Genomic DNA, 24,663 nt, shown 5'->3' with positions numbered 1-24,663 from the left:
TGGAGTTCTCGGCGAACGATCTGGCGCGGGTGCGGTTCGCCGTCTCGCCGATGTGGGAGGTCGCGCCCGGCTTCCGTCTGCTGACGTCGCCCGCCGCGCACCCCGTCCACCGGTCCTGGGCCGAGCAGGTACGGCCGCGCGTGATGGCCGCCGGGCTGGACCGGGGATGGCTCTCCGAGCTGATCCCGCCCACCGGTTACGTGCCCGACTTCCTCACCCCCGCCCCCGCCGGGCCGAGCCCGGAGCCGGCGGACGAGTGGGACGCGATCCTGGCCTCGCCCCCTGACCGGGTGCGCGAGGACCTCGACCACCTCGCCCGCCACCAGGGGGGCCTCGGCGCCCGTGCCCGGGCCCTCCGCGCCGACCCGTCCGCCTGCCTGGCCAAGGTCGTCCAGGAGGTCGAGACGTACTGGGAACTGGCACTCGCCCCCTACTGGGCCCGGATCCGGGCGGTCCTGAACGCCGACGTGTTCCACCGTGCCCGCACCGTCGCCGAGCAGGGCGTGGGTCATCTCTTCGACGATCTGCACGCCTCCATGAGCTGGCAGGACAACGCGCTCCGGCTGGTCCGGAAGAGGAACCTGCCCCGGGAGCTCACGGGCGCGGGGCTGCTCCTGATCCCCTCCGTCTTCACCGGCCCCGGCCCGCGGACCAGGGTGCGGCCGCCGGACCCGCCGCAGCTCGCCTACCCGGCGCGGGCCGTCGGCACGCTGTGGGAGGCCCGGCCCGCCGGCGGGGCCCGGGCCCTCGCCCTCGTCCTCGGCCGCTCGCGGACCCTGCTGCTGACCGAGCTGGAGGCCCCGGCCTCCACCACCGAGCTGGCCCGCCGCACCGGGCTCTCCCCGGCCGGGGTGTCCCAGTACCTGACGGCGCTGCGCGACGCGGGCCTGGTCAGTGCGCACCGGGCCGGCCGCTCCGTCCTCTACGCCCGCACCGCCGCCGCCGAGACCCTCCTGGCCGCCGCCTCCGCCTGAGGGCGCCGCAGCCCCCGTCCGAGAGCGCCGCCGTCCGGGATCGCCGGCTCCTGGCTCAGGCCTTGGCCTCCCGGGCGGGGTGACCGTCCACGTACGTCGCGACGATCTCGATGTCCCCGATCCGTGCCGGCTCGACGCGCCGCGGGTCGTCGCCGAGGACCACGAGATCGGCGCGCTTCCCGGGGCTCAGGCTGCCCGCGGTGTCGTCCCAGCGGCAGGCGTACGCGCCCGCGACCGTGTAGGCGTGCAGGGCCTCGTCGACGGTGACCGCCTCGTCGGGGCCGATCCGGCCGCCGGAGAGGGAGGCCCGTTCGACCATGAACTGCACGGCCCGCAGCGGTGAGCCGTCCGCGACCGGGCGGTCGGAGCTGCCGACGACGGTGACGCCGTGGTCCAGGAAGCCCCGGCCCCGGTACATCCACGGCGCCCGCTTCTCCCCCATGATCCGTGCGTAGTCGTCGCCGAAGTGGCGCAGGAAGTTGGGCTGGACCACCGCGCTGAGGCCGAGGCGCGCGAGGCGGGGCAGCTGGTCGGGCCGGATCAGCCCGGCGTGCTCGATCCGGTGCCGGGCGTCGGGGCGGGGCCGCAGGTCCTGGGCGCGCTCCAGCGCGTCGAGGGCGAGGTCGGCGGCGCGGTCCCCGATGGCGTGGACGGCGAGCTGCCAGCCCGCGAGGTGGCCGTCGACGATGAGCTCCGCGAGCCGCCCGGGATCGTCCTGGAGCTGTCCGGTGGTGGCCATGCCCTCGTACGGGGCGGTGAGGGCCGCCGTACGGGCCATCATGCCGCCGTCCGTGTAGATCTTGAGCGCGCCGAGGGACAGCCAGTCGTCGCCGAAGCCCGTCCGCAGGCCGAGGTCGAGGGCCCGGGGGACGCCGTCGTCGCGGTGCGCGGCGAGCGGGCGCAGGGTGTCGCCCGCGGCCATGAGCTGCACGCGCAGGGGCAGGCGTCCCTGGTCCCGGAGCAGTTGGTAGGCGCCGAGCTCGACCGGGCTGTGGCCGAGGAGCCCGCCGCCGATGCCCGCCTCGGCGACGGCGGTGATGCCCTCGGCGAGGCAGGCGTGGCCCGCCCGTTCCACCGCGTCGGCGATCTCCTCCTGGGAGTAGGGCAGCCGGAGGCGCCGTACGGCGGTCATCGCGCTCTCGACGAGGAAGCCGTCCTCGTGCGGGACGTCGGCGGGCAGGAGGTCCAGGACGGCGCTGTCGACCACGCAGGCGTGACCGGAGTCGTGCATGACGAAGAGCCTGCGTCCGTGGGCGACCCGGTCGAGCTCGGTCGCGGTGAGGTGCCGGCCCAGCGCCCGCTGGTCGTATCCGGCGATGTCCACCCAGGCGCCGGGCGGCTTCCGCTCGGCGGCCTCCGCGACGACGGCGAGGACGTCCTCGATCCGCTCGCAGGGCGCGATGCTCGGGGTGCTCGCCTTCAGCCCGGCCCACGCCATGTGGACGTGGCTGTCGATGAAGCCGGGCAGCACGGTGGCGCCCTGGAGGTCGACGACGTCGCGGGCGGGCAGCGAGGTCACGGCCTCGTCGAGGCCGACGATCCGGCCGCGCCAGATCCCGAGGTCGTGGGCGACGGGGTGGTCCGGGTCCATCGTGAGGATGTGCGCGTTCGTCAGCCTCGTACAGAGCATGGGTGGTCCGTCCGGGTCGTGGTCGGTGTCGGAGGCGGGGCCGCCGCCGGGGGCGGGGCTGCTCCGGGGGCGAGTCCGTGTCGGAGGCGGTGCGCGTGGGAGGCGGTGCGCGTGGGAGGCGGTGCGCGTCGGTCAGGTGGCCGGGGCCAGTTCGGCGGTCCCGCTCGTGGACGCGTACCGCTTGGGCGCGGCCGGCACCATCAGAGGGGTTCCCGTCTCCGGGTCGTCGATGATCCGGCAGGGCAGGCCGAACACGTCCTCGACCAGCTCGGCGGTCATGACGGTCGACGGATCGCCCTCGGCCGCGATCACGCCCCCGGGCCGCATCACGATGAGGTGCGTGGCGTAGCGGCACGCCTGGTTGAGGTCGTGGAGGACCGCGACGACCGTGTGGCCCCGGCGGGCGTGGAGTTCGGCGCACAGGTCGAGGACCTCGACCTGGTGGGCGATGTCCAGGAAGGTCGTCGGCTCGTCGAGCAGGAGGATCGAGGTCTGCTGGGCCAGGACCATGGACAGCCACACGCGCTGGCGCTGGCCGCCGGAGAGGTCGTCGACGGGACGGTCGGCGAGTTCGAGGACGCCGGTCTGCCGCATCGCCTCCACGACGGCCGCCTCGTCGTCGGCGGACCACTGCCTCAGCAGGCCCTGGTGGGGGTACCGGCCGCGGGCGACGAGGTCCCCGACGGTGATGCCGCCGGGCGCGGTGGAGGACTGCGGGAGCAGGCCGAGACGGCGGGCGACCTCGCGGGAGCGGTACGAGGCGATGGCGCGGCCGTCGAGGTGGACCTGTCCGGCGCGGGGCTTGAGCATCCGGGCGAGGGCGGTGAGGAGGGTGGACTTGCCGCAGGCGTTCGGGCCGATGATCACCGTGAACGAGTGGTCGGGGATCTCGACGTCGAGGCCGGTGGCCACGGTCCGCTGGTCGTAGGAGAGGGTCAGGCCCTCGGCGCGCAGGCGGGAGGCGGACGGATTCGCCGGACCGGTCGTCGGACCGCTCGCCGGACCGGCCACGCGACCGCTCGTCGGACCGCTCGTCGGACCGCTCGTGGGACGCTTCGCTGTTGCTGTCATGCGCGGCTCTTTCGCGACTCGGTGACCAGTAGCCAGATGAGGTAGAGCCCGCCGACACAGCCGGTCGCCGTGCCCACGGGCAGGAGCGCGGGGGCGAAGAGGCGCTGCACGGCGAGGTCGCTCAGGGCGAGCATGACCGCGCCCATGAGGGCGGACGGCAGCAGGGCGGGACCCGACGAGCGGGTCAGTTTGCGGGCCACCTGGGGCGCGGCCAGGGCGATGAACCAGATGGGGCCGGTGACGGCGGTGGCGAAGGCGGCGAGGGCGACGCTGATGACGAGGAGCAGCGTGCGGGTGCGTGCCACGTCGACGCCGAGGGCCATCGCGGTCCTGTCGCCCATCTCCACCATGGAGAGGCGGCGGGAGAGGAGGAGGGCGAGCGGGAGCAGGACGGCGACGGCGATGCCGATGGCGGTGGCGTGCGTCCAGAGGCGGTTGCCGAGGCTGCCGATGAGCCAGGCCTGCGCCTCCAGGGCCTCCTGGAAGGTGGCCCTGGTGATCAGGTACGAGTTGACGGCGAGGAGCAGGGCGCTGACGCCGATGCCGACGACGACCAGGCGGAATCCCTGGATGCCCCGGCCGATCATGAGGAGGTGGACGGCGAGGGCGGTGGCGAGGCCGCCGGCGAGGGCGCCGATCGCGATCTGCGTCATGCTGCCGTGGAGCACGACGATGACGACGAGCGCGCCCACGGCGGAGCCGTTGGTGAAGCCGATGATGTCGGGGCTGCCGAGGGGGTTCCCCGTGACGCTCTGCAGGATGGCGCCGCTGACGGCGAGGGCGGCGCCGACGCAGAGCGCGGTCACGAGCCGGGGCATGCGCAGGGTGTTGACGACGAAGTCGGCGATGCCGGAGCCGTTGCCGGTGAGCGCTCGGAGGACCTCTCCGACGGTGAGGTCGAAGTCGCCGGTGGTGAGGGTGATGCCCGCGACGGCGAGGAGCGCGGTGAGGAGGGTGGCGGTGACGGCGACGGTCCGGCCCCGGACGAGCAGGGAGACGGCCCCCGACCGCGTACGGACGACCCGGCCGGTGACGACCCGGGACGGGACCGGGGCGGCGTCGGGGGCGGGCCCGTCGCCGGGTCCGTGCGGGGGTCCGGAGGTCTTCGCCTCCCGTACGGCAGTCACAGCATGACCAGCTTTCGGCGGCGGCACAGGGCGATGAAGAGGGGCGCTCCCACGAACGCGGTGACGATGCCGACCTGCACCTCGCCGGGGGCCCCGAGGATCCGGCCGAGGACGTCGGAGCCGATGAGGAGGACGGGGGCGATGAGCATCGAGTACGCGAACACCCACCGCTGGTCGGGGCCGACGACGAAGCGGGCGACGTGCGGAACGGCGAGTCCCACGAAGCCGATCGGCCCGGCGGCGGCGGTCGCGGCACCGCACAGGAGCATCACGGCGACGGCGCCGAGGGCGCGGGTCCGGCCGACGTTCACGCCGAGGGCCCGTCCCATCTGGTCGCCCATGGCGAGGGCGTTGAGCGAGGGGGCGAGGACGAGGGCGATGACCAGGCCGGTCGCGATGAACGGCAAGGCCATCAGGACGACGTCGTAGTAGCGGCCGGCGAGGGAGCCCACGGTCCAGAAGCGGAACTGGTCGAAGGCCCTGGGGTCGAGGAGCAGGATCGCCCAGTTGAAGGCGTACAGCACCGCGGTGACGGCGGCGCCGGCGACGACGAGCCGCTCGGGCGAGGCGAGTTTCCGCCCCGAGGAGCCGAGCAGGTAGACCCCGACGGACGCGGCGGCGGCGCCTGCGAGCGCGAACCAGACGTAGCCGAGGGGTGCCCCGACGCCGAAGAAGGCGATCGCCACCACCACGCCGGCGGAGGCGCCGAGGTTGACGCCGAGCATGCCGGGGTCGGCGAGCGGGTTGCGGGTGAGGGCCTGCATCAGTGCGCCGGCGAGGCCGAGCGCCATGCCGACCAGCATGCCGAGGACGGTCCGGGGGATGCGGTAGTCATGGATGATCACCGACGTCTCCGAGCCGTCGGGGTTCCACAGGACGTGCCAGGTGGCGGTGAAGGGGATGCCTCGGGTGCCCACCCAGACGCTGACGAGCGAGACGATGACGAGTGCGGCGGCGCCGAGCAGGAGGCCGAGGCTCCGGAGCGTGGCCCCGGTGCGGCCCGAGTGCGGTGCGGCGTCGACGGCCTTCCCGACCTGTTCGCGGGACTGGACGGACAACGACAGCTCCCCTGGCGGCAGTTGACGCGCGGAGCGGGCCCCGCGGTACACGACCCGACGAGCCGGTACTTAGGTGAGGCTAACCGAACGCACACGGTCGGTCAACGCTCGCCAGGTCAGAGTAGGCTTACCTAACCATTCACTCGTCTCCGTGGAGGAGTCTCATGCCAACGGGCGTACCGACAGGGGCAGTTGTCCTCGGTCGAGCGATCAGAGGGCAACGCCCGCGCATCCTCGCGGCGTCCCTGCTCGGCATGACCCACCAGGCCTGCGAGGCCCTGGTCCCGGTGGTCATCGGCGTCATCATCGACTCGGCGGTGGCGACCGGCTCCTCCGCCTCCCTGCTGCGCTGGCTCGTCGTCCTCGCGGCCCTCTTCCTCGTCCTCTCCACGTGCTACCGCACGAGCGCGCGGATCACCGAGGGCGCGGGTGAGCAGGCCGCGCACCGACTCCGCCTGGAGCTGGCCGCCCGCGTCCTCGACCCCCGGGGAGGCGCCGAGACGGGCCGCCTCCCCGGCGCCCTCACGAGCATCGCCACCAACGACGCCCGCCGGGTGGGCTCGGTGGCGACCGTCATCTCGTACGGGGTCTCGGCGGTCGCGGCCCTGGTGATCAGCGCCGTCGCCCTCCTCAGGATCTCCGTCCCGCTCGGCCTCCTCGTCCTGCTCGGCATCCCGCCGCTCCTCTGGCTCGGCCACCGCATCAGCCGCCCTCTGGAGCGGCGCAGCGAGACCGAGCAGGAGCGCGCCGCCCACGCCTCCGGCGTCGCCGCCGACCTCGTCACGGGACTGCGCGTCCTCAAGGGCATGGGCGCCGAGTCGGCGGCCGTCGCCCGCTACCGCACCACGAGCCAGGACTCGCTGGCCGCCGCCCTGCGCGCGGCCCGCAGCCGGGCCGGGCACGAGGGCGCGATCCTCGCCCTGACGGGCGTCTTCATCGCCGTGATCGGCCTGGTCGGGGCCTACCTCGCCATGGACGGCAGCATCAGCGTCGGCGAACTGGTCGCGGCCGTCGGCCTGGCGCAGTTCCTCCTCGGCCCGTTCCAGCTCCTCACGTACGTCAACGCCGAACTCGCCCAGGGGCGGGCCTCCGCCCGGCGCATCGCGGAGGTGCTGGCCTCGCCCGTCACCGTCGAGGGCGGCGAGGCGGTCCCGGCCGCCCCGGCCGCCGGACACCTCGCCCTGCGCGGGGTCTCGCTCGGCTCGCTGCGCGGGGTGGACCTCGACCTGCCCGCCGGCGGACTGACCGGCATCGTCACCCGGGACCCGGCGGCCGCCGCCGACCTGCTGCTCTGCCTGGCCCGGGAGAAGGACCCCGCCGAGGGCTCCGTCGAGCTCGACGGCGTACCCCTGACCGGGCTCGACCCCGACGCGCTGCGCCGGGCGGTCCTCGTCGCCCACCACGACGCCGACCTGTTCGAGAGCACCCTCGTCGACAACGTACGGTCCGGGTCCGACGGCGACACGACGGCCGTCGACGACGCCCTCACGGCCTCCGCCGCCGACGACGTGGCCCGGCTGCTGCCGGACGGCGTGGACACCCTCCTCGCCGAGCGCGGCCGGTCCCTCTCCGGCGGCCAGCGCCAGCGCGTGGCGCTCGCCCGGGCCCTCGCCGCCGACCGACCCGTGCTCGTCCTGCACGACCCGACGACCGCCGTCGACACCGTGACCGAGTCGCGGATCGCGCACCGGCTGCGGGAGGTCCGCCGGGGCCGTACGACCGTCCTCGTCACCACCAGTCCCGCGCTGCTCGCGGTGACGGACCGGGTGGTGGTCCTGGAGGACGGGGCCGTACGCGCGGACGGCAGGCACGACGAGCTGCTCGCCGCCGACGAGACCTACCGAGCGGCGGTGCTGGCATGACCACCGACGAGGACGCGCGTACGACGACGCCCGAGGAGACGAAACACACCATGAGCGGAACCCCCCAGGACCGCGCGCTCCTGCCGACCGCCACCCGCGCCGAGTCCCTGGCGGCGCTGCGCATCATGCTCCACGGCCACCGGCTCCTGGCCGTGGGCGCGCTCACCGTCCTCGTCGCCGGGACCGCCGTCGGGCTGCTGACCGCGCCGCTCCTCGGGCGCATCGTCGACCTGGTGGTGGAGCAGCGGGGGGCCCAGGCCCTGACGGTGCCGCTCGTCCTGCTGATCGCCGTCGCGGTCGCCCGTGGCGCGGCCACCGCGATCGGCGGCACGCTCGTCGCCCGGCTCGGCGAGACCGTGCTCGCCGCGCTGCGCGAGCAGTTCATCGAGCGGGCGCTGCGGCTGCCGCTCGAACGCGTCGAGGCGGCCGGCTCCGGAGACCTCGTCTCCCGGGTGACGAGCGACGTGTCCATGATCGCGAAGTCGGTGCGGCAGGCCCTTCCCGAGTTCAGCCGGTCGGCGCTCACCATCGTGCTCACCTTCGTCGGACTCGCCGTGCTCGACTGGCGGTTCCTGCTCGCCGCGCTCCTCGCCGCACCGGTGCAGGTCCTCTCCGTGCGCTGGTACATGCGCCGCTCCTCCCCCGTGTACGGCGAGCACCGCATCGCCACCGGGGCCCTGCAGCACCAGCTGCTCGACAGCGTCGGCGGCGCGCGGACCGTCCGCGCCTTCCGGCTCGGCGGGACGCACTCCGGTCTCCTGGAGGAGCGGTCGGCGGCGGCGCGCGACCTCGGCCTGCGGGGCATCCACCTCGTGTCGGGCTTCTTCTCCCGACTGAACCTCGCCGAGTTCATCGGCCTGGCCGCGATGCTCGCCACCGGCTTCGTCCTGGTCGACGGCGGCTCGGCGAGCATCGGTACGGCGACGGCCGCCGCGCTGTACTTCCACAGTCTCTTCAACCCGATCAACGCGACCCTGTACCTCCTGGACGACGCCCAGTCCGCGGGCGCGAGCTTCGCCCGCCTGGTGGGCGTCTCGGCCCTCCCGGCCGAGCCCGCGCCGCAGGGCGCCGACACCCCCGTGGACGGCTCGGTGACGGTCTCGGGGCTCGGCCACGCGTACGGCACGGGCGCTCCGGTGCTGCACGACATCGACCTCACGGTGCGCAGCGGAGAACGGGTCGCGCTGGTCGGCGCGAGCGGCGCCGGCAAGACGACCCTCGCGAAGGTCATCGCCGGGGTCCACGAGGCGACCTCCGGGTCGATCACGCTCGGCGGGGTGCCCGTCGGGAAGCTCGGGCCGGCCGGCGTCCGGCGCGCGGTGACGCTCATCAGCCAGGAGGTGCACGTCTTCGCCGGCCCGCTCGCCGAGGACCTGCGCCTGGCCCGCCCCGGGGCCGACGACGAGGAACTGCGCGCGGCCCTGGCGAAGGTGGGCGCCCTGGAGTGGGCGGAGGCGCTGCCCGAGGGGCTGGCCACCGTCGTCGGAGAGGGCGGCCACCGGCTGACGGTGACGCAGGCGCAGCACCTCGCCCTGGCCCGGCTGGTCCTCGCCGACCCGCCGGTCGCCATCCTCGACGAGGCGACGGCCGACGCGGGCAGCGCGGGCGCCCGTGTCCTGGAGGAGGCCGCCGAACGCGCCCTGGAGGGCCGGACGGCCCTGGTGGTGGCCCACCGCCTCCCGCAGGCGGCGACCGCCGACCGTGTCGTCGTCCTGGACGGAGGCCGGGTGGTGGAGAACGGCACCCACGAGGCCCTGACCGCCGCCGGCGGCCACTACGCCGAGCTCTGGTCGGCCTGGTCGGCCACCCGTCGCCACCCCGCGGAGAAGGTCCCGAACCCCGCCCCCGTCGCCGACGCCCCGGTCTCACCGGCCGTCTGAGAGGCACGCGGCACCCGCCGTGCCCGCGGCACTGGCCACCCTGTTCTCCGACGCGGACGCCGCCGAGGCCCAGGCCCTCCTGGGCCTCTTCCGCGCGACGGCCCCGTAGCCCAGGGGACGCGTCCGTGGGCGCGCACGAAGGAGGGGCGTCACGACCGGAGTCGTGACGCCCCTCCTTCCGCGTCGGGCCCCGGCGGATCGGCCGGGGCCCGCGCCTCAGCCCTGCCGGGCGACCAGGCTCGACGGGCGCAGGTCGGTCCAGTGGGTCTCCACGTAGGTCAGGCAGGCCTCACGGGTGTCCTCGCCGAAGGCGGTGCGCCAGCCCGCCGGTACCGCGGCGAAGGCGGGCCACAGCGAGTGCTGGTTCTCCTCGTTCACCAGGACCAGGAAGCGGCCCTGCGGGTCCTCGAAGGGGTTGGTGGTCATGCGTTGTCGCTCCTCATGGTGACGGGGAACAGCGCGGAGAGCGGCTGTTCGGGGTCGGCTGCCACGGTCCGCAGCAGGGTCTGGAGTTCTTCGGCCAGGCGCCGGGCCCGCTCCGCGCCGATCCGCTCGGGCGCGTGGACGAAGCCGCAGTGCACGGGGCCGTCGCCGAGCGGTTCGTAGAAGGAGAGCGTCAGCTCGGCGCGCGCCGTGCCGGTCGGTACGGCCCCGAGGGCGCCCACGCCGCCCTCCAGCCGGTCGAGGTCGGCCTGTTCGTGGTGGATCACCATGACCTGCGGGCCCTCGGGGCGCAGGCCGGCCGCCCGGACCACCGCGTCGAAGGGGACGTCCTGGCGGTCGAGTGCGCTCAGGGTGGTCTCCCGCACGCGGGCGAGCAGTTCGGCGAAGGTGGGGTCCCCGGCCGTGTCGGTGCGCAGCACGACCGTGTTGAAGAAGCAGCCCACCAGGTCGGCGAGTTGATCGTCGGTGCGTCCGGCGACCATCGTGCCGATGGGCAGGTCGGTGCCCGCGCCGTGGGCGGTGAGCAGCGTCGCGAGCGCCGAGTGGAGGACCATGAACATGCTCGTGCCGGTCGCCCGGGCGAGACGGTCGACATCGGCGTGCAGGCGTTCGTCGAGGGTGAACTCGACGACCTCGGCCGCCGCCCCCGCCGTGGGTGCCGTGCCGGCCGCGGATGCCGTCCCGGGCGGCAGGAGCGCCAGGTCGCTCGGGGAGCCCAGCAGCGTGCGGCGCCAGTAGGCCAGCTGGCGGCCGCCGCGACTCTCCCGGTCGTCCAGGTCGCCCAGTACCTCGCGGGCCCAGCGGGTGTAGTCGGTGTACGTCACGGGGAGCGGCTCCCAGACCGGTGCACGGCCAGCCGTGCGCGCCGCGTAGGCCGTGGTGAGGTCCCGGAACAGCGGGACCACGGACCATTCGTCGACCGCCAGGTAGTGCATGGCCAGCAGGACGGCCTGCGCCCCGTCCGGGTCGGTGAGCAGGCTGACGCGCAGCGCGGGTTCCCGCTCCGGGTCGGGGGTCGACCGGGCCAGTTCGGCCAGGCGGGCGTCCAGGTCCGCGCAGTGCTCCGAGATGAGCGTGGGCGCCTCGGCGGCCCTGCTCAGCACCGTCCCGTCGGGGAGCTCGGCGAAGGCCGTGCGCAGGGGCTCGTGCCGGGCGGTCACGTCGGCCAGGGCCGCGGCGAGCGCTTCGGCGTCCAGCCCGCCGGGCGAGCGCAGGACGAGCGCGTGGTCGAAGCCGGGATTCCGCCGGTACGCGTCCCACTGCCACTGCTGGACGGGCGCCACCCGGAGCTCGGCCGCCGCTTCGCCGGCCGCCTCCGTCGTCGCCTCCGCGGGGCGCAGGGCCGGCCGCGCGGCCGTCGCGCCGTCCAGCTTCGCCGCGATGCCGGCGACGGTCAGGGCGTCGAAGACGTCCCGGATGCTGAGCTCCGCGCCGAACTCGGCGCGGATCCTGCCGAGCAGCCGCATCGAGGCCATCGAGTGCCCGCCGAGGGCGAAGAAGCTGTCGTGGACGCCGACGTCCTCCAGCTTGAGGATCTCGCAGAACAGCTCGGCGAGCCGGGCCTGCGTCGGGGTCGCCGGGTGGGCGTCGCCGGTCATCGCCGACCACTCCGGCGCGGGCAGCGCCTTGTGGTCGAGCTTGCCGTTGGGCGTGAGCGGCAGAGGGCCGTCCAGGGCGACGACGAGCGCGGGGACCATGTACTCGGGCAGCTGTCCGGCGACATGGGCGCGCAGCTCCACGGGGTCGAGCTCCCGCGGCGCGCCCTGTCCCGTCTCGGGCACGGCGTAGCCGACGAGGCGGACGATGTCGCCGTGGCGGTCGGGCAGGACGGCGGCCTGGGCGACGGACGGGTGGCCGACGAGCGTGGCCTCGATCTCGCCCAGCTCGATGCGGAAGCCGCGGATCTTCACCTGCGTGTCGACCCGTCCGAGGAAGTCGAGGTTGCCGTCGGAGCGCCAGCGGGCGCGGTCGCCCGTGCGGTACATGCGGCTGCCGGGCGCCCCGAAGGGATCGGCGACGAACCGCTCCGCGCTCAGCCCCGGCTGCCCGAGGTAGCCCCGGGCGAGGCCGCGCCCGGCGACGTACAGCTCGCCCACGACACCGGGCGGCACCGGCCGCAGGTGGTCGTCGAGGACGTAGCAGCGGGTGTTGGGGTCGGGCCGGCCGATCGGCACCCGGCCGGGGGCCCGGCCGCCGTGCTCGCGCGCGGGCCAGAGCGTCGAGTTGACCGTCGCCTCGGTGAGCCCGTACGCGCAGATCAGGTTCGCCGTGGCGCCGAACCGCTCGAAGAGGTCCGGCGGCACCGTCTCGGTGCCGACGAGGACGGTCGAGCCCTCGGGCAGGGCGCAGCCCGGGGGCAGCGCCGAGACCAGCGACGGCGGCAGGATCATGTGGGTGATCCGCTGGTCCGCGAGGAAGTCGGTGAGCGCGGGGCCCGCGACCCTGGCCTCGTCGGTGATCAGGACGAGACGGCCGCCGTGGCAGAGGGCCATGGCCAGTTCGAAGGCGAAGACGTCGAAGCCGATCGACGCGAACTGCAGGACGCGGCTGTCGTGTTCCAGGCCCATCCGGTCGACGGCGGTGGCGACCAGGCTGGCGATGCCCTCGTGGGGGACGACGACGCCCTTGGGGCGGCCGGTGGAGCCGGAGGTGTAGATCACGTACGCGGCCCGGTGCAGCTCGGCCGGTCCGGCGGAGGGCAGCGGGGTGTCCGACCCTTCCCGTGCGGCCAGTTCGGCCTCGGTGTCCGGGGCGTCGAGGAGGACCACCGGGACGCCCGGCACGGCGGGGATCTTGCCGGCGACGGGCTCCGTGCCGACGACGACGGCCGCGCCCGAGTTCTCGATCATGTACGTGAGCCGGTCGCCCGGGTGGACCAGGTCGAGCGGCAGGAACGCGGCGCCCAGCTTCAGCGCGGCGACGACCGTCGCGATCATGTCCACCGAGCGCGGGACGGCCACGCCGACCACGCTCTCGGCGCCGACGCCGCGGGCGGCGAGCAGCCGGGCGAGAAGGTCGGCGCGGGCGTCGAGCTGGGCGTACGTCACCGACCGGGAGCGCTCGACGACGGCGACGGCGTCCGGGCGCTCGGCGACCCAGCGGGCGAACAGCGCGGGCAGGGTCAGCTCGTCGACCTCGCGGGGCACGCCGTTGAAGCCTTCGAGGACCAGCCGGCGTTCCTCGGCGGAGAGGATCTCGGCCCGCGAAACGGGCTCGTCGGGGGCGGCGACGAGGGCCGTGACGAGCCTGCGGAGGCGGTCGGCGACGAGCTCGGCGGTCTCCCGGTCGAAGAGTTCGGTGGCGAACTCCAGCCGGCAGCCGAGGGAGCCGGGACCGTCGTCGTCGGCGGTGGCGGGGGTGTGCTCCGTGAAGCTGAACACCAGGTCGAACTTGGCGGTGCCGATCCCGTAGGGGACGTAGGAGGCCCTCAGGCCCGGCAGGCGCAGTTCGTCGTCGGTGCGGGCGTGGTAGCCGACCATCACCTGGAACAGCGGGTTCCGGGAGAGGGAGCGGGTCGGGTTGAGCTTCTCCACGACCGACTCGAAGGGCACGTCCGCGTGGGAGAACGCGGCCAGGTCGGTCTCCCGCACCCGGGCGAGCAGCTCGGTGAAGGTGGGGTCGCCGGCGAGGTCGGTCCGCAGCACCAGCGTGTTGACGAAGAAGCCGACCAGCTCGTCCAGGGCCTCGTCGCCCCGTCCCGCGATGGGCGCCCCGAGGGGGATGTCGGTGCCGGCGCCGAGCCGGTGCAGGAGGGCGGCGACGGCCGCGTGCACGACCATGAACATGCTGGCGCCGGTCTCGCGGGCGAGTCGCCTGAGGCCCTCGTGGACCGCCCGGTCGAAGGCGATGTCCACCTCGGCCCCGGTGAACGCCGGCCGCGCGGGCCGCGGCCGGTCGGTGGGCAGCTCCAGCTCCTCGGGGGCGCCGGCCAGGGCCGTGTCCCAGTACTCCAGCTGGCGCGCCGCCAGGCTGTCGCCGTCCGAGGGGTCGCCGAGGAGGCTCCGCTGCCACAGGGCGTAGTCGGCGTACTGGACGGGCAGCGGCTCCCGGTCGGGGGCGGCGCCGTCGAGCCGGGCCGTGTAGGCGGTGGTCAGGTCGCGCAGGAAGGGGCGGTCGGACCACTCGTCGGTGGTGATGTGGTGCAGGAGCAGCGCGACGACGTGGTCGTCGGGCGCCACCTCCACGATCGTGGCGCGTACGGGCAGTTCGGCGGCGAGGTCGAACGGCCGCCGGACGGCGGCGTCCACGATGCCGGGCACCTCGTCCTCGGTGGCGCGCAGGTGCTCCACGGGCGGGAGGACGCCGGCGGGCAGGACCCGCTGGAAGGCCTGGCCCTCGCGCTCGCCGAAGACCGTGCGGAGCGCCTCGTGGCGGGCGGTCACGTCGGCGAGGGCCGCGCTCCAGGCCGCGCGGTCGAAGGCGCCGCGCAGCCGCATGACGAGCGGGAAGTTGTACGCGGCCGAGGTGCCCTCGATCTGCTGGATGACCCACAGGCGCTGCTGGGCGTGCGAGAGCGGCAGTTCGGCGGGACGCCCGCCCGCCGTGGCGGCTGCCGTGGCCGCGAAGGCCGTGAGGGACGGGCGGGCCGCGCCGCGCGAGGCGGTCGCGCGTTCCACCAGTTCGGCGACGGTGGGCGCCTCGAACAGGTCGCGGATCGCCAGCTCCGCGTCGAGGGCCGTACGGGCACGGCTGACGAGCCGGGTGGCGAGGAGCGAGTGGCCGCCGAGGTCGAAGAAGTCGCTGTCGATGCCGACGCTGCCCTCGGCCAGGCCGAGGACCTCCGCGAAGAGCGCGCACAGCGTCTCCTCCTGCGGGGTGCGCGGCGCCCGGCTCCCGCCGGCACCGGTGCCGGCGAAGTCGGGTGCGGGCAGGGCCTTCACGTCCAGCTTGCCGTTGACGGTCAGCGGCAGGGTCGCCACGGTGACCAGCGCGGACGGCACCATGTAGTCCGGCAGGGCGGCCTTGAGGTGCTCGCGCAGGCGGCGGCCGAGCGTCTCGTCGGCGGGCCCGGCGGAGTCCTCCCGTACGACATGGCCCACCAGGCGCTTCGTGCCCGCGGCCTCGTGGACGACCACGGCGGCGTGGGCGACCTCCGGATGGGCGGACAGGGCCGTGGCGATCTCGCCGAGTTCGATGCGGTAGCCGCGGATCTTCACCTGGTCGTCGGTGCGGCCGAGGAAGTCGAGGAGGCCGTCGGGGCGCTGCCGGACGAGGTCGCCCGTGCGGTACATGCGCTCGCCGGGCTCGCCGAAGGGGTCGGCGACGAACCGCTCGGCCGTGAGGCCCGCCCGGTCGTGGTAGCCGCGGGCGAGGCCCGTGCCGGCGATGTACAGCTCGCCGGGGCAGCCCGGCGGTACGGGCCTCAGCATCGTGTCGAGGACGTGGGCGCGGGTGTTGCGGATGGGGACGCCGACGGTGGGCGTCGCACTGTCGGCGGTGGAGCCGCCGAGCGTGTTGATCGTGTACTCGGTCGGGCCGTACAGGTTGTAGCCGTAGGTGGCCTCGGTGTCGCGCAGGCGCGTCCAGACGGTGTCGGACACGGCCTCGCCGCCGAGGAGGACGAGCGCGGGGCGGTGCCGGCCGGTGGTCGCGTCCCGGTCGAGCAGACCCTCCTCGATGAGGAGCTGGGCGTAGGTGGGCGTCACGTTGACGACGTCGACACGGTGCTCGTCGCAGTACGCGACGAGGGCCTCGGCGTCGCGGCGGAGGTCCTCGTCGCAGACGTGGACCTCATGGCCCTCGACGAGCCAGAGCAGCTCCTCCCAGGACATGTCGAAGGCGAAGGAGACGGTGTGCGCGATGCGCAGGCGCCGGCCGCCGGCCGAGGCGATGGCCGGGTCGAAGATCTCCTTCTGGTGGTTGAGCTGCATGTTCGTCAGGCCCCGGTAGGGGGTCACGACGCCCTTGGGGCGGCCGGTGGAGCCCGAGGTGTAGATGACGTACGCGGGGTGCTCCAGGCGGTCCGGGACGCCCCGCGCGAACGCGGGCCGCTCGGCGTCCGCGAGGTCGTCGCCGGGCAGCGCGGCCAGCTCGGCCGCCACCACCGGGTCGTCGAGGAGGAGTTCGGGGGCCACGGGGCCGTCCTCGGCGCGCAGCGTCGGGGCGACGGCGGTCGTGGACAGCAGGCACAGCGGCCCGGTGTCCTCGGCCATCAGGCGGAGCCGGTCGGCGGGGTGGTCGAGGTCGAGCGGGAGGTAGGCGGCGCCGGTCCGCAGGACGGCGAAGAGCGCGGCCACCATCTCGATGGACCGGGGCAGCGCGAGCGCCACGACCGTCTCGGGTCCGGCGCCCCGGGCGAGGAGCAGCCGGGCGAGCCGGTTGATCCGCGCGTCGAGTTCGGCGTAGGTGAGGGCGCGGTCGCCGAAGACGAGGGCGACCGCGTCGGGGGTACGGGCGACCTGGGCCGTCAGCATGTCGGCGACGGTCTCGTCGGGGACGTCCTCGCGGGTGGCCGCCCGGCCGGACTCCAGCGCGGCGCGCTCGTCCGGCAGCAGCAGGTCCACGCCGGCGGTACGGGGGGCGGCCGGGCCTTCCGCCGCCTCCCGAGCCGTGTCCGGGGCCGTGTCCAGGGCCTCGCCCAGGCGGTCGAGGACGGTCGTGAAGCGGGCCAGGATCGTGGTGGCCGCCTCGGCGTCGAAGAGGTCGGGCCTCGCCGCCAGGGTCACCTTCAGCCGCGCGCCGGGCGTGACGATCAGGGTGAGCGGGAAGTGGGTGCCGTCGACGTTGGAGACGCCCGTGATGCCGTGCCGCGCCCGGAGCTCGGCCGCCCGGTCCTCGCCGTCGGCCGAGCGGAGCACGAAGAGGGTGTCGAAGAGCCGGCGGTGTCCGGTCTCCTGCTGGAGCGTGCCCAGGCCCACGTGCTCGTACGGCATGACGGAGGCGCGCTCGGACTGCATCCGCCGCAGCAGGTCGAGCAGCGGCTCGTCCGGGGCGAAGGCGATGCGGGCGGGGACGGTGTTCAGGAACATGCCGATGATTCCGGCCACGTTCGGCACGTCCGCCGGGCGCCCGGCGACCGCCGTGCCGAAGGCGACGTCGCCGCGGCCCGTCATCGCCGAGAGCACCAGGCCCCAGGCGGCGTTCAGGACGGTGTTCAGGGTGAGTCCGTGGCGCCGGGCGAGGGCGCGGAGCCGGTCGCTGCTCTCCTCGCCGAGGAAGGCGTCGAAGTCGGCCGGGATGACCGGGCCCGCGTCGCGCCCGGTCGGGGCGACGAGCGTCGGTTCGTCGAAGCCGTCGAGCGTCCCCCGCCAGGCGTCCAGGGCCGCCGTGGTGTCCTGGGCGTCGAGCCAGGCCAGGTAGTCGCGGAACGAGCCGGGCAGCGGCAGGCCGGTGGCGTCGCCGGCCCGCTCGTACAGCGTGAACAGCTCCTCCAGGAACAGCCAGGCGGACCAGCCGTCCCAGAGGATGAGGTGGTGGGTGACGACGAGCCGGTCGCGGCCGTCGCCGAGGCGGATGAGGAGCAGGCGGCAGAGCGGCGCGGCGGACAGGTCGAAGCGCTGCCGGCGGTCGGCGGCGAGCAGCTCCTCCACGCGGGTCCGCCGCTCCTCCTCGGACAGGTGGGTCAGGTCCTCCTCGGTCAGCGGGATCTCGGCGCCGTCCGCGATGAACTGCACGGGCCGGGGCAGGCCGTCGCTGGTGAAGCCCGCGCGCAGACCGGTGTTGCGCGCGAGGAGCGCGCGGCAGGCGGCCCGCAGCCGGTCGGCGTCGACCTCGCGGTCGAAGTCCAGGACCTCCTGGGACTGGTAGACGTCGAGGGCGTCGCCCGCGTCGTAGGTGGCGTGGAAGTACATGCCCTCCTGGAGCGGGGAGAGCGGCCAGACGTCCGCGACGGGCAGCCCGGCGGCGGCGTGGACGCGCGCGGTCTCCTCGGCCGTGAGGACGAGGCCGCCCAGCGGCGCCGGCTCGGGAGCCGGGGCGGCCGCCGGGGGCGCGGCGGCGGCGGTCAGCTGGTCGAGCAGGGCCTTGAGGGCCGGGTCGACGACGGCTCCGGACTGCTGCTGGAGGGCCAGGACGGCCTGGAGGGCGGCGGCGGCCTGCCCGGCGTCGGTGGCGGAGACGGTCACGCCGTCTGGGTGCACGGGTACCTCGGGTGTCTGGGATGCGGAGGGTTCCGCGGCGGCCGAGGCGGCGTCGGCGGCCTCCGCGGACGCCGCTTCGGACGCCGCTTCGGCGAGTGCGGCGGGAGTACGGCGGACGAACACGTCGCGCGGGCCGATCAGCAGACCGCGTTCGCGGGCGCGGGTGGCGACGGTGATCGAGGTGAGGCTGTCGCCGCCGAGGACGAAGAAGTCGTCGTCGACGCCGATCCCCGGGATGCCGAGGACCTCGGCGAAGATCGCGCACAGCTCCCGCTCGCGCTCGTCGCGGGGCGCGCGGCCGTCCGCCCGGGGCGCGGCCTCGGGGGCCGGCAGGGCGTTCTGGTCGAGCTTGCCGCTGGGCGTCAGCGGCAGTTCCGCGAGGACGACGACGGCGGCCGGCACCAGGGGGGCGGGCAGCGCGGCGGTGAGCGCCGCGTGCAGCGCCGCGCCCTCCGGGGCGGCGTCGGCGGCCGGGACGGCGTACCCGACGAGCGCGCCGTCACGGACGACGACGGCGGCGCGGGCGACGCCGGGGAGAGCGGCGAGGGCGGTCTCGATCTCGCCGGGCTCGATGCGGTTGCCGCGGATCTTGACCTGGCGGTCGGTGCGGCCGAGGTACTCGACGGTACCGTCGGCGCGCCGCCGCACCAGGTCGCCGGTGCGGTACATCCTCCCTCCTCGCCCGCCCTCGGGCAGGAGGGGCCCACCCGGCTCCCCGAAGGGGTCGGCGACGAACCGCTCGGCGGTCAGCCCGGGCCGGTCGTGGTAGCCCCGGGCGAGCTGGACGCCCGCGAGGTACAGCTCGCCGGGCACCCCGTCGGGCACCTGCCGCAGGAACGGGTCCAGGACGTGGAGTCGGGTGTTCCACACGGGGCGGCCGATCGGCACGGCCGGCTCGTCGTGTCCCTCGCGCTCCTCCTCGCCGCCCGCCTCGTAGGGGAAGTACGTGACGTCCACGGCCGCCTCGGTGGGGCCGTAGAGGTTGTGCAGCGGGACGGGTCCCCGGCCGTCGCGGGAGGCCCGCGCGGTGAGGTCCCACCAGCGCCGGGCGTCGGCGCCGGTCAGCGCCTCGCCGCTGCAGAACACCCGGCGGAGGCCGGCCGCCCAGTCCGGGAGGTCCGTGGCGGCCTCCATGACCTGGACGAACGCGGCCAGCATCGAGGGCACGAAGTGGACGGTGGTGACGGCGGCGTCGTGGATCAGGCGGGCCAGGTAGGCCGGGTCGCGGTGGCCGTCGGGGCGGGCGAGGACGACGGCCGCGCCCTCGTTCAGCGCCCAGAAGAACTCCCACACGGAGACGTCGAAGCTGGACGGGGTCTTCTGGAGGACCCGGTCGTCGGCGGTCAGCCCGTACGCGTGCTGCATCCAGACGAGCCGGTTGACGACGGCCCGGTGGGTGACGGTCACGCCCTTGGGGCGGCCGGTGGAGCCCGAGGTGTAGATCAGGTACGCGGGGTGGTCGGGTCCGGCGGTCGTCGGCGCGGGCACCTCGGCGACCGGTCCGCCGCCCTGCTCGGCCGCCTCCGCGTACCCGTCCGCGTCCGCGTACCCGTCCCCGGCGGCGTCCACCAGGATCCGGTCGAGGTCCTGGACGGCGGGCAGCCTTCCGGCCGCCTCCGCGGTCGTCACGACCGTGCGGGCGCCGGAGTCGGTGAGCATGAACGCGACCCGGTCGGCCGGGTAGTCGAGGTCGACGGGGAGGTAGGCGGCACCCGTCTTGAGGACGCCGAGGAGCGCGACCATCAGCTCGGCCGAGCGCGGCACCGCGACGGCGACGTACCGCTCGGGGCCCGCGCCGCACGCCCGGAGCCGCCGGGCCAGGGCCTCGGCGCGCCGGTCGAGTTCCGCGTACGTGAGGGTCGTGTCCTCGAAGACGACGGCCGGGGCGTCCGGGGTGCGCGCCACGGTCGCGGCGAAGAGGGAGGCGAGGGTCGCCTCGGGAACGGCGCGCCCGGTGGCGTTGAGCTCCGTGAGGTGGGCGCGCTCGCGCGGGGAGAGCAGTCCGGTCCGGCCGACGAGCCGGGTGGGTTCGGCGACGACGGTCCGCAGCAGGGCGGCGAACCGGCCGGCGAGGACCGCGACGGACACCTGGTCGAGCCGGGCCGCGTCGTGCTTGAACCGCAGCAGCAGTCCGCCGTCGGCCGGCTCGACGACGAGCGCGAGCGGGTAGTGCACGGCGTCGAGGACCTCGGCGCCGGTGACGCGCAGCTCGTCCGCCGCCGCCGGGCCGGCCGGCTCGCCCGTCGGGTAGTTCTCCAGCACCACGAGCGTGTCGAAGAGTTCGCCGCCGCCCGCGACCCGCTGGATGTCGGCGAGGCCGAGGTGCTGGTGGTCGAGCAGGGCCGCGTGCTCGTCCTGGACCCGCCGCAGGAGGCCGGTCAGCGACTCGTCCGGGCGCAGGGTCACCCGGGCGGGGACGGTGTTGATGAAGAGGCCCACGGCGGAGTCGAGGCCCGCGACCTCCGTGGTGCGCCCGGACACGGTGGAGCCGAAGACGACGTCCTGGCTGCCGGTGAGGGCGCCGAGGAGGAGGCCCCAGGTGCCGTGGAGGACGGTGCTCAGGGTCAGGCCGTGCGTCCGGGCGTAGGCGGTCAGCCCCTCGGTGAGGTCCTGGGGCAGCCGGGTGTCGACGTGCTCGTGCCGGGCCGGCGCGTCCGCGCCGTCCGGGGCGGCGGTCCCGGACGGTCCGGACAGTGCGGGGAGTTCGGTCACCCGGGTCGGTCCGTCGAGCCCCGCGAGGGCCGCGCGCCAGGCCTCGCGCGCGGCGGACCGGTCCCGGCCCGCCAGCCAGGCCAGGTACGGCTCCGGGGACACGGGCTCGGGCAGGGCGTCGCCCCGGTGGGCGGCGGTCAGTTCGCGGAGGAGCACGGAGACGGACCAGCCGTCGGCGACGATGTGGTGCAGGGTGAGGAGGAGCCGGTGGCGCTGCCCGTCCCTGAGGAGGGTGGCGCGGAGCAGCGGGGGCCGGTCGAGGGAGAAGCGCTCGGCGCGGTCGGTGCGCAGGATCTCGTCGAGCGGGGTGGTGGCGGTGTCGGCCTCCCGCCACGGCAGGGTGACGTGGTCGGCGAGCCACTGGACGATCTCGCCGCCGGGCAGCTGGCGGTAGGAGGCACGGAGCAGCGGGTGCCGGTCGAGGAGGAGTTGGAGGGCGCCGCGCAGCCGGTCGGGGTCGACGGGGCCGGTGAGGTCGAGGAGTTCCTGGACGACGTAGGTGTCGGGGGCGCGGTCGTCGAACTGCGCGTGGAAGAAGAAACCTTCCTGGAGCGGGGAGACGGGCAGCGCGTCCGCGTCGAGCGGCACCCTGGGAGCCGGCGCGGCGGCCTTCGCGCCGACGGTGGCGGCGGTCCGGGCGAGCGCGGCGACGGTCCGGTTCCGGAAGACCTCGCGCGGGGTGATCGCGAGACCGGCCTCGCGGGCGCGGTTGACGAGCTGGATGGCGACGATGCTGTCGCCGCCCAGTTCGAAGAAGCTGTCGTGGACGCCGACCGACGGCAGGCCGAGGACCTCGGCGAACAGCGCGGCGAGCGCGGTCTCGGCCGGGGTGCCCGGGGTGTCGGCGCCGGTCAGGGCCGTCCAGCGGGGCTCCGGAAGTGCCTTGGCGTCGAGCTTGCCGTTGGGGGTCAGCGGGAGGGGTCCGTCGAGGACGACGACGGCCGACGGGACCATGTGGTCGGGCAGCGTGTCGGTCACGTGGGCGCGCGCGGCGGCCACGGCGGCCTCGGCCGCCGCACCGCTCGCCTCCGCCACCAGGTAGGCGACGAGCCGCTTCGCACCCCGGTGGTCCTCGCGGGCGAGGACGGCGGCCTGGGCGATGCCCGGGCAGGCCATGAGGGCGCTCTCGATCTCGCCGGGCTCGATCCGGTGGCCGCGGATCTTGAGCTGGCCGTCGGCGCGGCCGAGGAACTCCAGGTTGCCGTCGGCTCCCCAGCGGACCCGGTCGCCCGTGCGGTACATGCGGGTCCCGGGCTCGCCGTACGGGTCGGCGACGAACCGCTCGGAGGTCAGGCCGTGGCGGCCCAGGTAGCCGCGGGCGAGGCCGCGCCCGGCGACGTACAGCTCGCCCTCCGTACCGACGGGCACCGGGCGGAGCGCGGTGTCGAGCACGTAGGCGCGGGTGTTGGGGTCGGGGCGGCCGATGGGCGCGGGGCCGGGCCGGTCGGGCTCGGCGAGCCAGAGCGTGGAGTTGACGCTCGCCTCGGTGAGGCCGTACGCGACGACGACCCGGAGCCTGCCGTCCCAGCGGGCGATCAGTTCGCCCGGGACCGCCTCGGTGCCGACGACGAGCACGGCGCCGGCGGGGAGTTCGCACTCCTGCGGCAGCGCGGAGACGAGCGAGGGCGGCAGGATCATGTGGGTGGCGCGGTGGTGCGCGATGTAGTCGGTGAGCGCGGGGCCGGCGACGCGGCGCTCGGCGGGGACCAGGATGATCCGGCCGCCGACGCACAGGGACATGACGAGGTCCCACACCGTCACGTCGAAGCCGACGGAGGCGAACTGCACGACACGACTGTCGGCCGTGATGCCGATCCGGTCGGTCGCGGTGGCGATCAGGCTGCCGACGCCGTCGTGCGGGACGACGACGCCCTTGGGGCGGCCGGTCGAGCCGGAGGTGTAGATGACGTACGCGGCCTGGTCGAGGGCGACCGGGACGCCCGGGTCGGTGTCGGCCTGGGCGGCGAGGGCTCCGGCGGTCGCCGGGTCGTCGAGCAGGAGGTGGGTGCCGTCTCCCGCCGGGGGGAGTTCACCGGCGAGCTCGTGCACGGTGAGGACGGTGCGCGCCCCGGCGTCGGCGAGCATGTAGGCGATGCGGTCGCGGGGGTGGTCGGCGTCCAGCGGGAGGTAGGCGGCGCCCGCCTTCATCACGGCGAGCAGCGCGACGACCAGCTCGGGCGAGCGGGGCAGGGCGACGCCCACGACGTCCTCGGCGGTCACGCCGCGGGCGGCGAGGAGGCGGGCGAGGCGGTTGGCGGCGGCGTTGAGTTCGGCGTACGTCAGCTCGCGGTCCTCGCAGACGACGGCGATGCCGTCGGGCCTGCGGCGGACCTGCCGCTCGAAGGCGGCAGGCCAGGAGAGTTCCGGAACCTCGCGCGGGGCGACGCCGAACTCGTCGAGGACCAGGGCCTGTTCGTCCGGGTCGGCGATGTCGAGGTGACCGAGGGGGCGGTCGAGGTCCTCGGTGAGGTCGCGGAGCAGGGCGAGGAAGCGGCGTTCGTGGTCGGCGAGCGCCGTCTCGTCGCAGACGTCCGCGTCGGCGTCGAGGTGGACGGTGAGGCCGCGGCCCTGCCGGGTCTCGGCGAAGCTGAAGGCGAGGTCGCTGACGGGTCCGAGCCATTCCGGGCGCAGTTCGGCCTCGTGGGCGACCCCGTCGGCGGCGAAGAGGAGGCCCTCGGGGCGCGGCAGGACGTTGACGGTCGGGCCGACGAGCTCCGGTACGCCGTCGACGAGGCCGAGGTCCCTGGCCAGGTCCTCGGCGCGGTAGCGGCTGTGGGCGACGGCGCCGGCGACCGTGTCGCGGACGTGGGCGACCAGGTCGGCGCCGGTGACGGCGGGCGCTGCGGCCAGGCGCAGGGGGACGAGGTTGGACACCATGCCGGGGACGGCCGCGGAGATCTCGTCCCGGCGGGCGGTGACCGGCAGGCCGAGGACGAGGTCCTGCTCGCCGCTGACACGGTGGAGGTAGGCGGCGACGGCCGCGACGAGGACGCGGGACGGGCGGACGCCCGCGTCGCGGGCCGCGGCGTGCAGCCGGTCGACGTCCTGGGGCGCGAGTTCGGTGGTGCGGCGCAGGCGTCGCGTCATGGGGGCCGCGCCGCGCTCGACCAGGCGTACGGGCTCGGTCCGGCCGGCCATGCGCTCGGCCCACCAGTCGCGGTCCTCGCCGTACCGCCCGGAGTCGCGGTAGGCGCGGTCGGCGGCGACCAGGCGGGCGAGGGACCGCTCGCCGGGCGGCGGCGCCTGCTCCCCCGCCGTGTAGAGCTCGCCGGCGCGCCGGGTGACGAGGGCGGCGGCCATGCCGTCGGCGACGATGTGGTGGTAGCGCTGGACCCACCGGACGTGGTCGTCGGCGAGCCGCAGCAGGGCGTGGCCGGTGAGCGGTCCGTGGGCGAGGTCGACGGGCCGGTCCCGGTCGGCGGCCGTCCACTCGGCGGCGGCCTCCTCGGGGTCGGCGGCGGCGCGGAGGTCGACGACGGCGATGTCGACGGGGAGGTCCCGGGGCGTCTGGCGCGGTCCGTGGGCCCCGGGGGCGACGGTCACCCGCAGGCTCTCGGCCTCCTCGACGGCCCGCCTGACGGCCTCGGTGAGCCGGGCGGGGTCGACGTCGCCGCGGAGGTCGAGCGTGAAGACGATGTTGTAGGCAGAGCTGTCCGGCTCCAGTTGCTGGGCCAGCCAGATACCGGACTGCCCGCCGGTGAGGGGGATACCGGAAGCGGACGCCCGGTCCGACTCGACGTCAAACATCGTACGAAGTGGCCTTTCCCTGGAGGTGCGTCAGGTGTGGGGGTGGTCCCGGGGCGTGTCCGGACGGGCCCGGGCGCGGA

General features: G+C 75.2%; 9 protein-coding genes. 3 read left to right on the top strand and 6 right to left on the bottom strand.

The window, feature by feature from the left end; genetic code table 11:
* The first annotated feature begins 50 nt into the window (after positions 1-50).
* The gene (locus ACF08F_RS28605; RefSeq protein WP_392301498.1) at positions 51-974 is read left to right on the top strand and encodes an ArsR/SmtB family transcription factor; all 924 of its coding nucleotides are present in this window, start codon (positions 51-53) and stop codon (positions 972-974) included.
* A gap of 55 nt (positions 975-1,029) precedes the next feature.
* Here the strand turns inward: ACF08F_RS28605 and ACF08F_RS28600 are convergent, their stop codons facing one another.
* From ACF08F_RS28600 to ACF08F_RS28585, 4 genes are all read right to left on the bottom strand, one after another.
* Positions 1,030-2,604: an amidohydrolase gene (locus ACF08F_RS28600; protein WP_392301410.1), complete on the bottom strand. Its 1,575-nt coding sequence runs from the start codon at positions 2,602-2,604 to the stop codon at positions 1,030-1,032.
* A 132-nt stretch (positions 2,605-2,736) separates the two neighbouring features.
* On the bottom strand, positions 2,737-3,675 hold the full coding sequence (locus ACF08F_RS28595) for an ABC transporter ATP-binding protein (RefSeq protein ID WP_392301409.1): 939 nt from the start codon (positions 3,673-3,675) through the stop codon (positions 2,737-2,739).
* Positions 3,672-4,802 carry a FecCD family ABC transporter permease gene (locus ACF08F_RS28590; RefSeq protein ID WP_392301408.1) on the bottom strand — a complete coding sequence of 377 codons (1,131 nt, stop codon included), beginning with the start codon at positions 4,800-4,802 and terminating at the stop codon, positions 3,672-3,674. Before ACF08F_RS28590 ends, ACF08F_RS28595 begins: the two co-directional genes overlap by 4 nt.
* Complete coding sequence (locus ACF08F_RS28585) at positions 4,799-5,866, bottom strand: FecCD family ABC transporter permease (RefSeq protein ID WP_392301497.1); 1,068 nt, start codon at positions 5,864-5,866, stop codon at positions 4,799-4,801. The genes ACF08F_RS28590 and ACF08F_RS28585 overlap by 4 nt, the downstream gene beginning before the upstream one ends.
* 158 nt (positions 5,867-6,024) lie before the next feature.
* On the opposite strand from ACF08F_RS28585, the gene ACF08F_RS28580 reads away from it, so the two are divergent.
* Together ACF08F_RS28580 and ACF08F_RS28575 are read left to right on the top strand one after the other, a co-directional pair.
* On the top strand, positions 6,025-7,722 hold the full coding sequence (locus ACF08F_RS28580) for an ABC transporter ATP-binding protein (protein WP_392301407.1): 1,698 nt from the start codon (positions 6,025-6,027) through the stop codon (positions 7,720-7,722).
* Complete coding sequence (locus ACF08F_RS28575) at positions 7,719-9,602, top strand: ABC transporter ATP-binding protein (RefSeq protein WP_392301406.1); 1,884 nt, start codon at positions 7,719-7,721, stop codon at positions 9,600-9,602. The genes ACF08F_RS28580 and ACF08F_RS28575 overlap by 4 nt, the downstream gene beginning before the upstream one ends.
* A 216-nt stretch (positions 9,603-9,818) precedes the next feature.
* Here ACF08F_RS28575 and ACF08F_RS28570 read toward each other — a convergent pair whose 3' ends face one another.
* Both ACF08F_RS28570 and ACF08F_RS28565 read right to left on the bottom strand, forming a co-directional pair.
* Positions 9,819-10,028, bottom strand: coding sequence for an MbtH family protein (locus ACF08F_RS28570; RefSeq protein WP_392301405.1), 210 nt, complete (start codon positions 10,026-10,028; stop codon positions 9,819-9,821).
* Complete coding sequence (locus ACF08F_RS28565; RefSeq protein WP_392301404.1) at positions 10,025-24,583, bottom strand: amino acid adenylation domain-containing protein; 14,559 nt, start codon at positions 24,581-24,583, stop codon at positions 10,025-10,027. Before ACF08F_RS28565 ends, ACF08F_RS28570 begins: the two co-directional genes overlap by 4 nt.
* Between the last annotated feature and the right edge of the window lie 80 nt (positions 24,584-24,663).

Origin of the sequence: Streptomyces sp. NPDC015130, assembly GCF_043080005.1 — a bacterium.
GTDB lineage: Bacteria > Actinomycetota > Actinomycetes > Streptomycetales > Streptomycetaceae > Streptomyces.
Note: the sequence above shows the minus strand (reverse complement) of the source record. Positions and strands in the feature narration are given on the sequence as shown.

Excerpts from the sequence above, each read along its gene's own strand:
- ACF08F_RS28600 (WP_392301410.1), bottom strand. The coding sequence starts at position 2,604 with ATGCTCTGTACGAGGCTGACGAACGCGCACATCCTCACGATGGACCCG.
- ACF08F_RS28575 (WP_392301406.1), top strand. The coding sequence starts at position 7,719 with ATGACCACCGACGAGGACGCGCGTACGACGACGCCCGAGGAGACGAAA.
- ACF08F_RS28565 (WP_392301404.1), bottom strand. The coding sequence starts at position 24,583 with ATGTTTGACGTCGAGTCGGACCGGGCGTCCGCTTCCGGTATCCCCCTC.
- ACF08F_RS28580 (WP_392301407.1), top strand. The coding sequence starts at position 6,025 with ATGCCAACGGGCGTACCGACAGGGGCAGTTGTCCTCGGTCGAGCGATC.
- ACF08F_RS28605 (WP_392301498.1), top strand. The coding sequence starts at position 51 with ATGTGGGAGGTCGCGCCCGGCTTCCGTCTGCTGACGTCGCCCGCCGCG.
- ACF08F_RS28595 (WP_392301409.1), bottom strand. The coding sequence starts at position 3,675 with ATGACAGCAACAGCGAAGCGTCCCACGAGCGGTCCGACGAGCGGTCCG.
- ACF08F_RS28570 (WP_392301405.1), bottom strand. The coding sequence starts at position 10,028 with ATGACCACCAACCCCTTCGAGGACCCGCAGGGCCGCTTCCTGGTCCTG.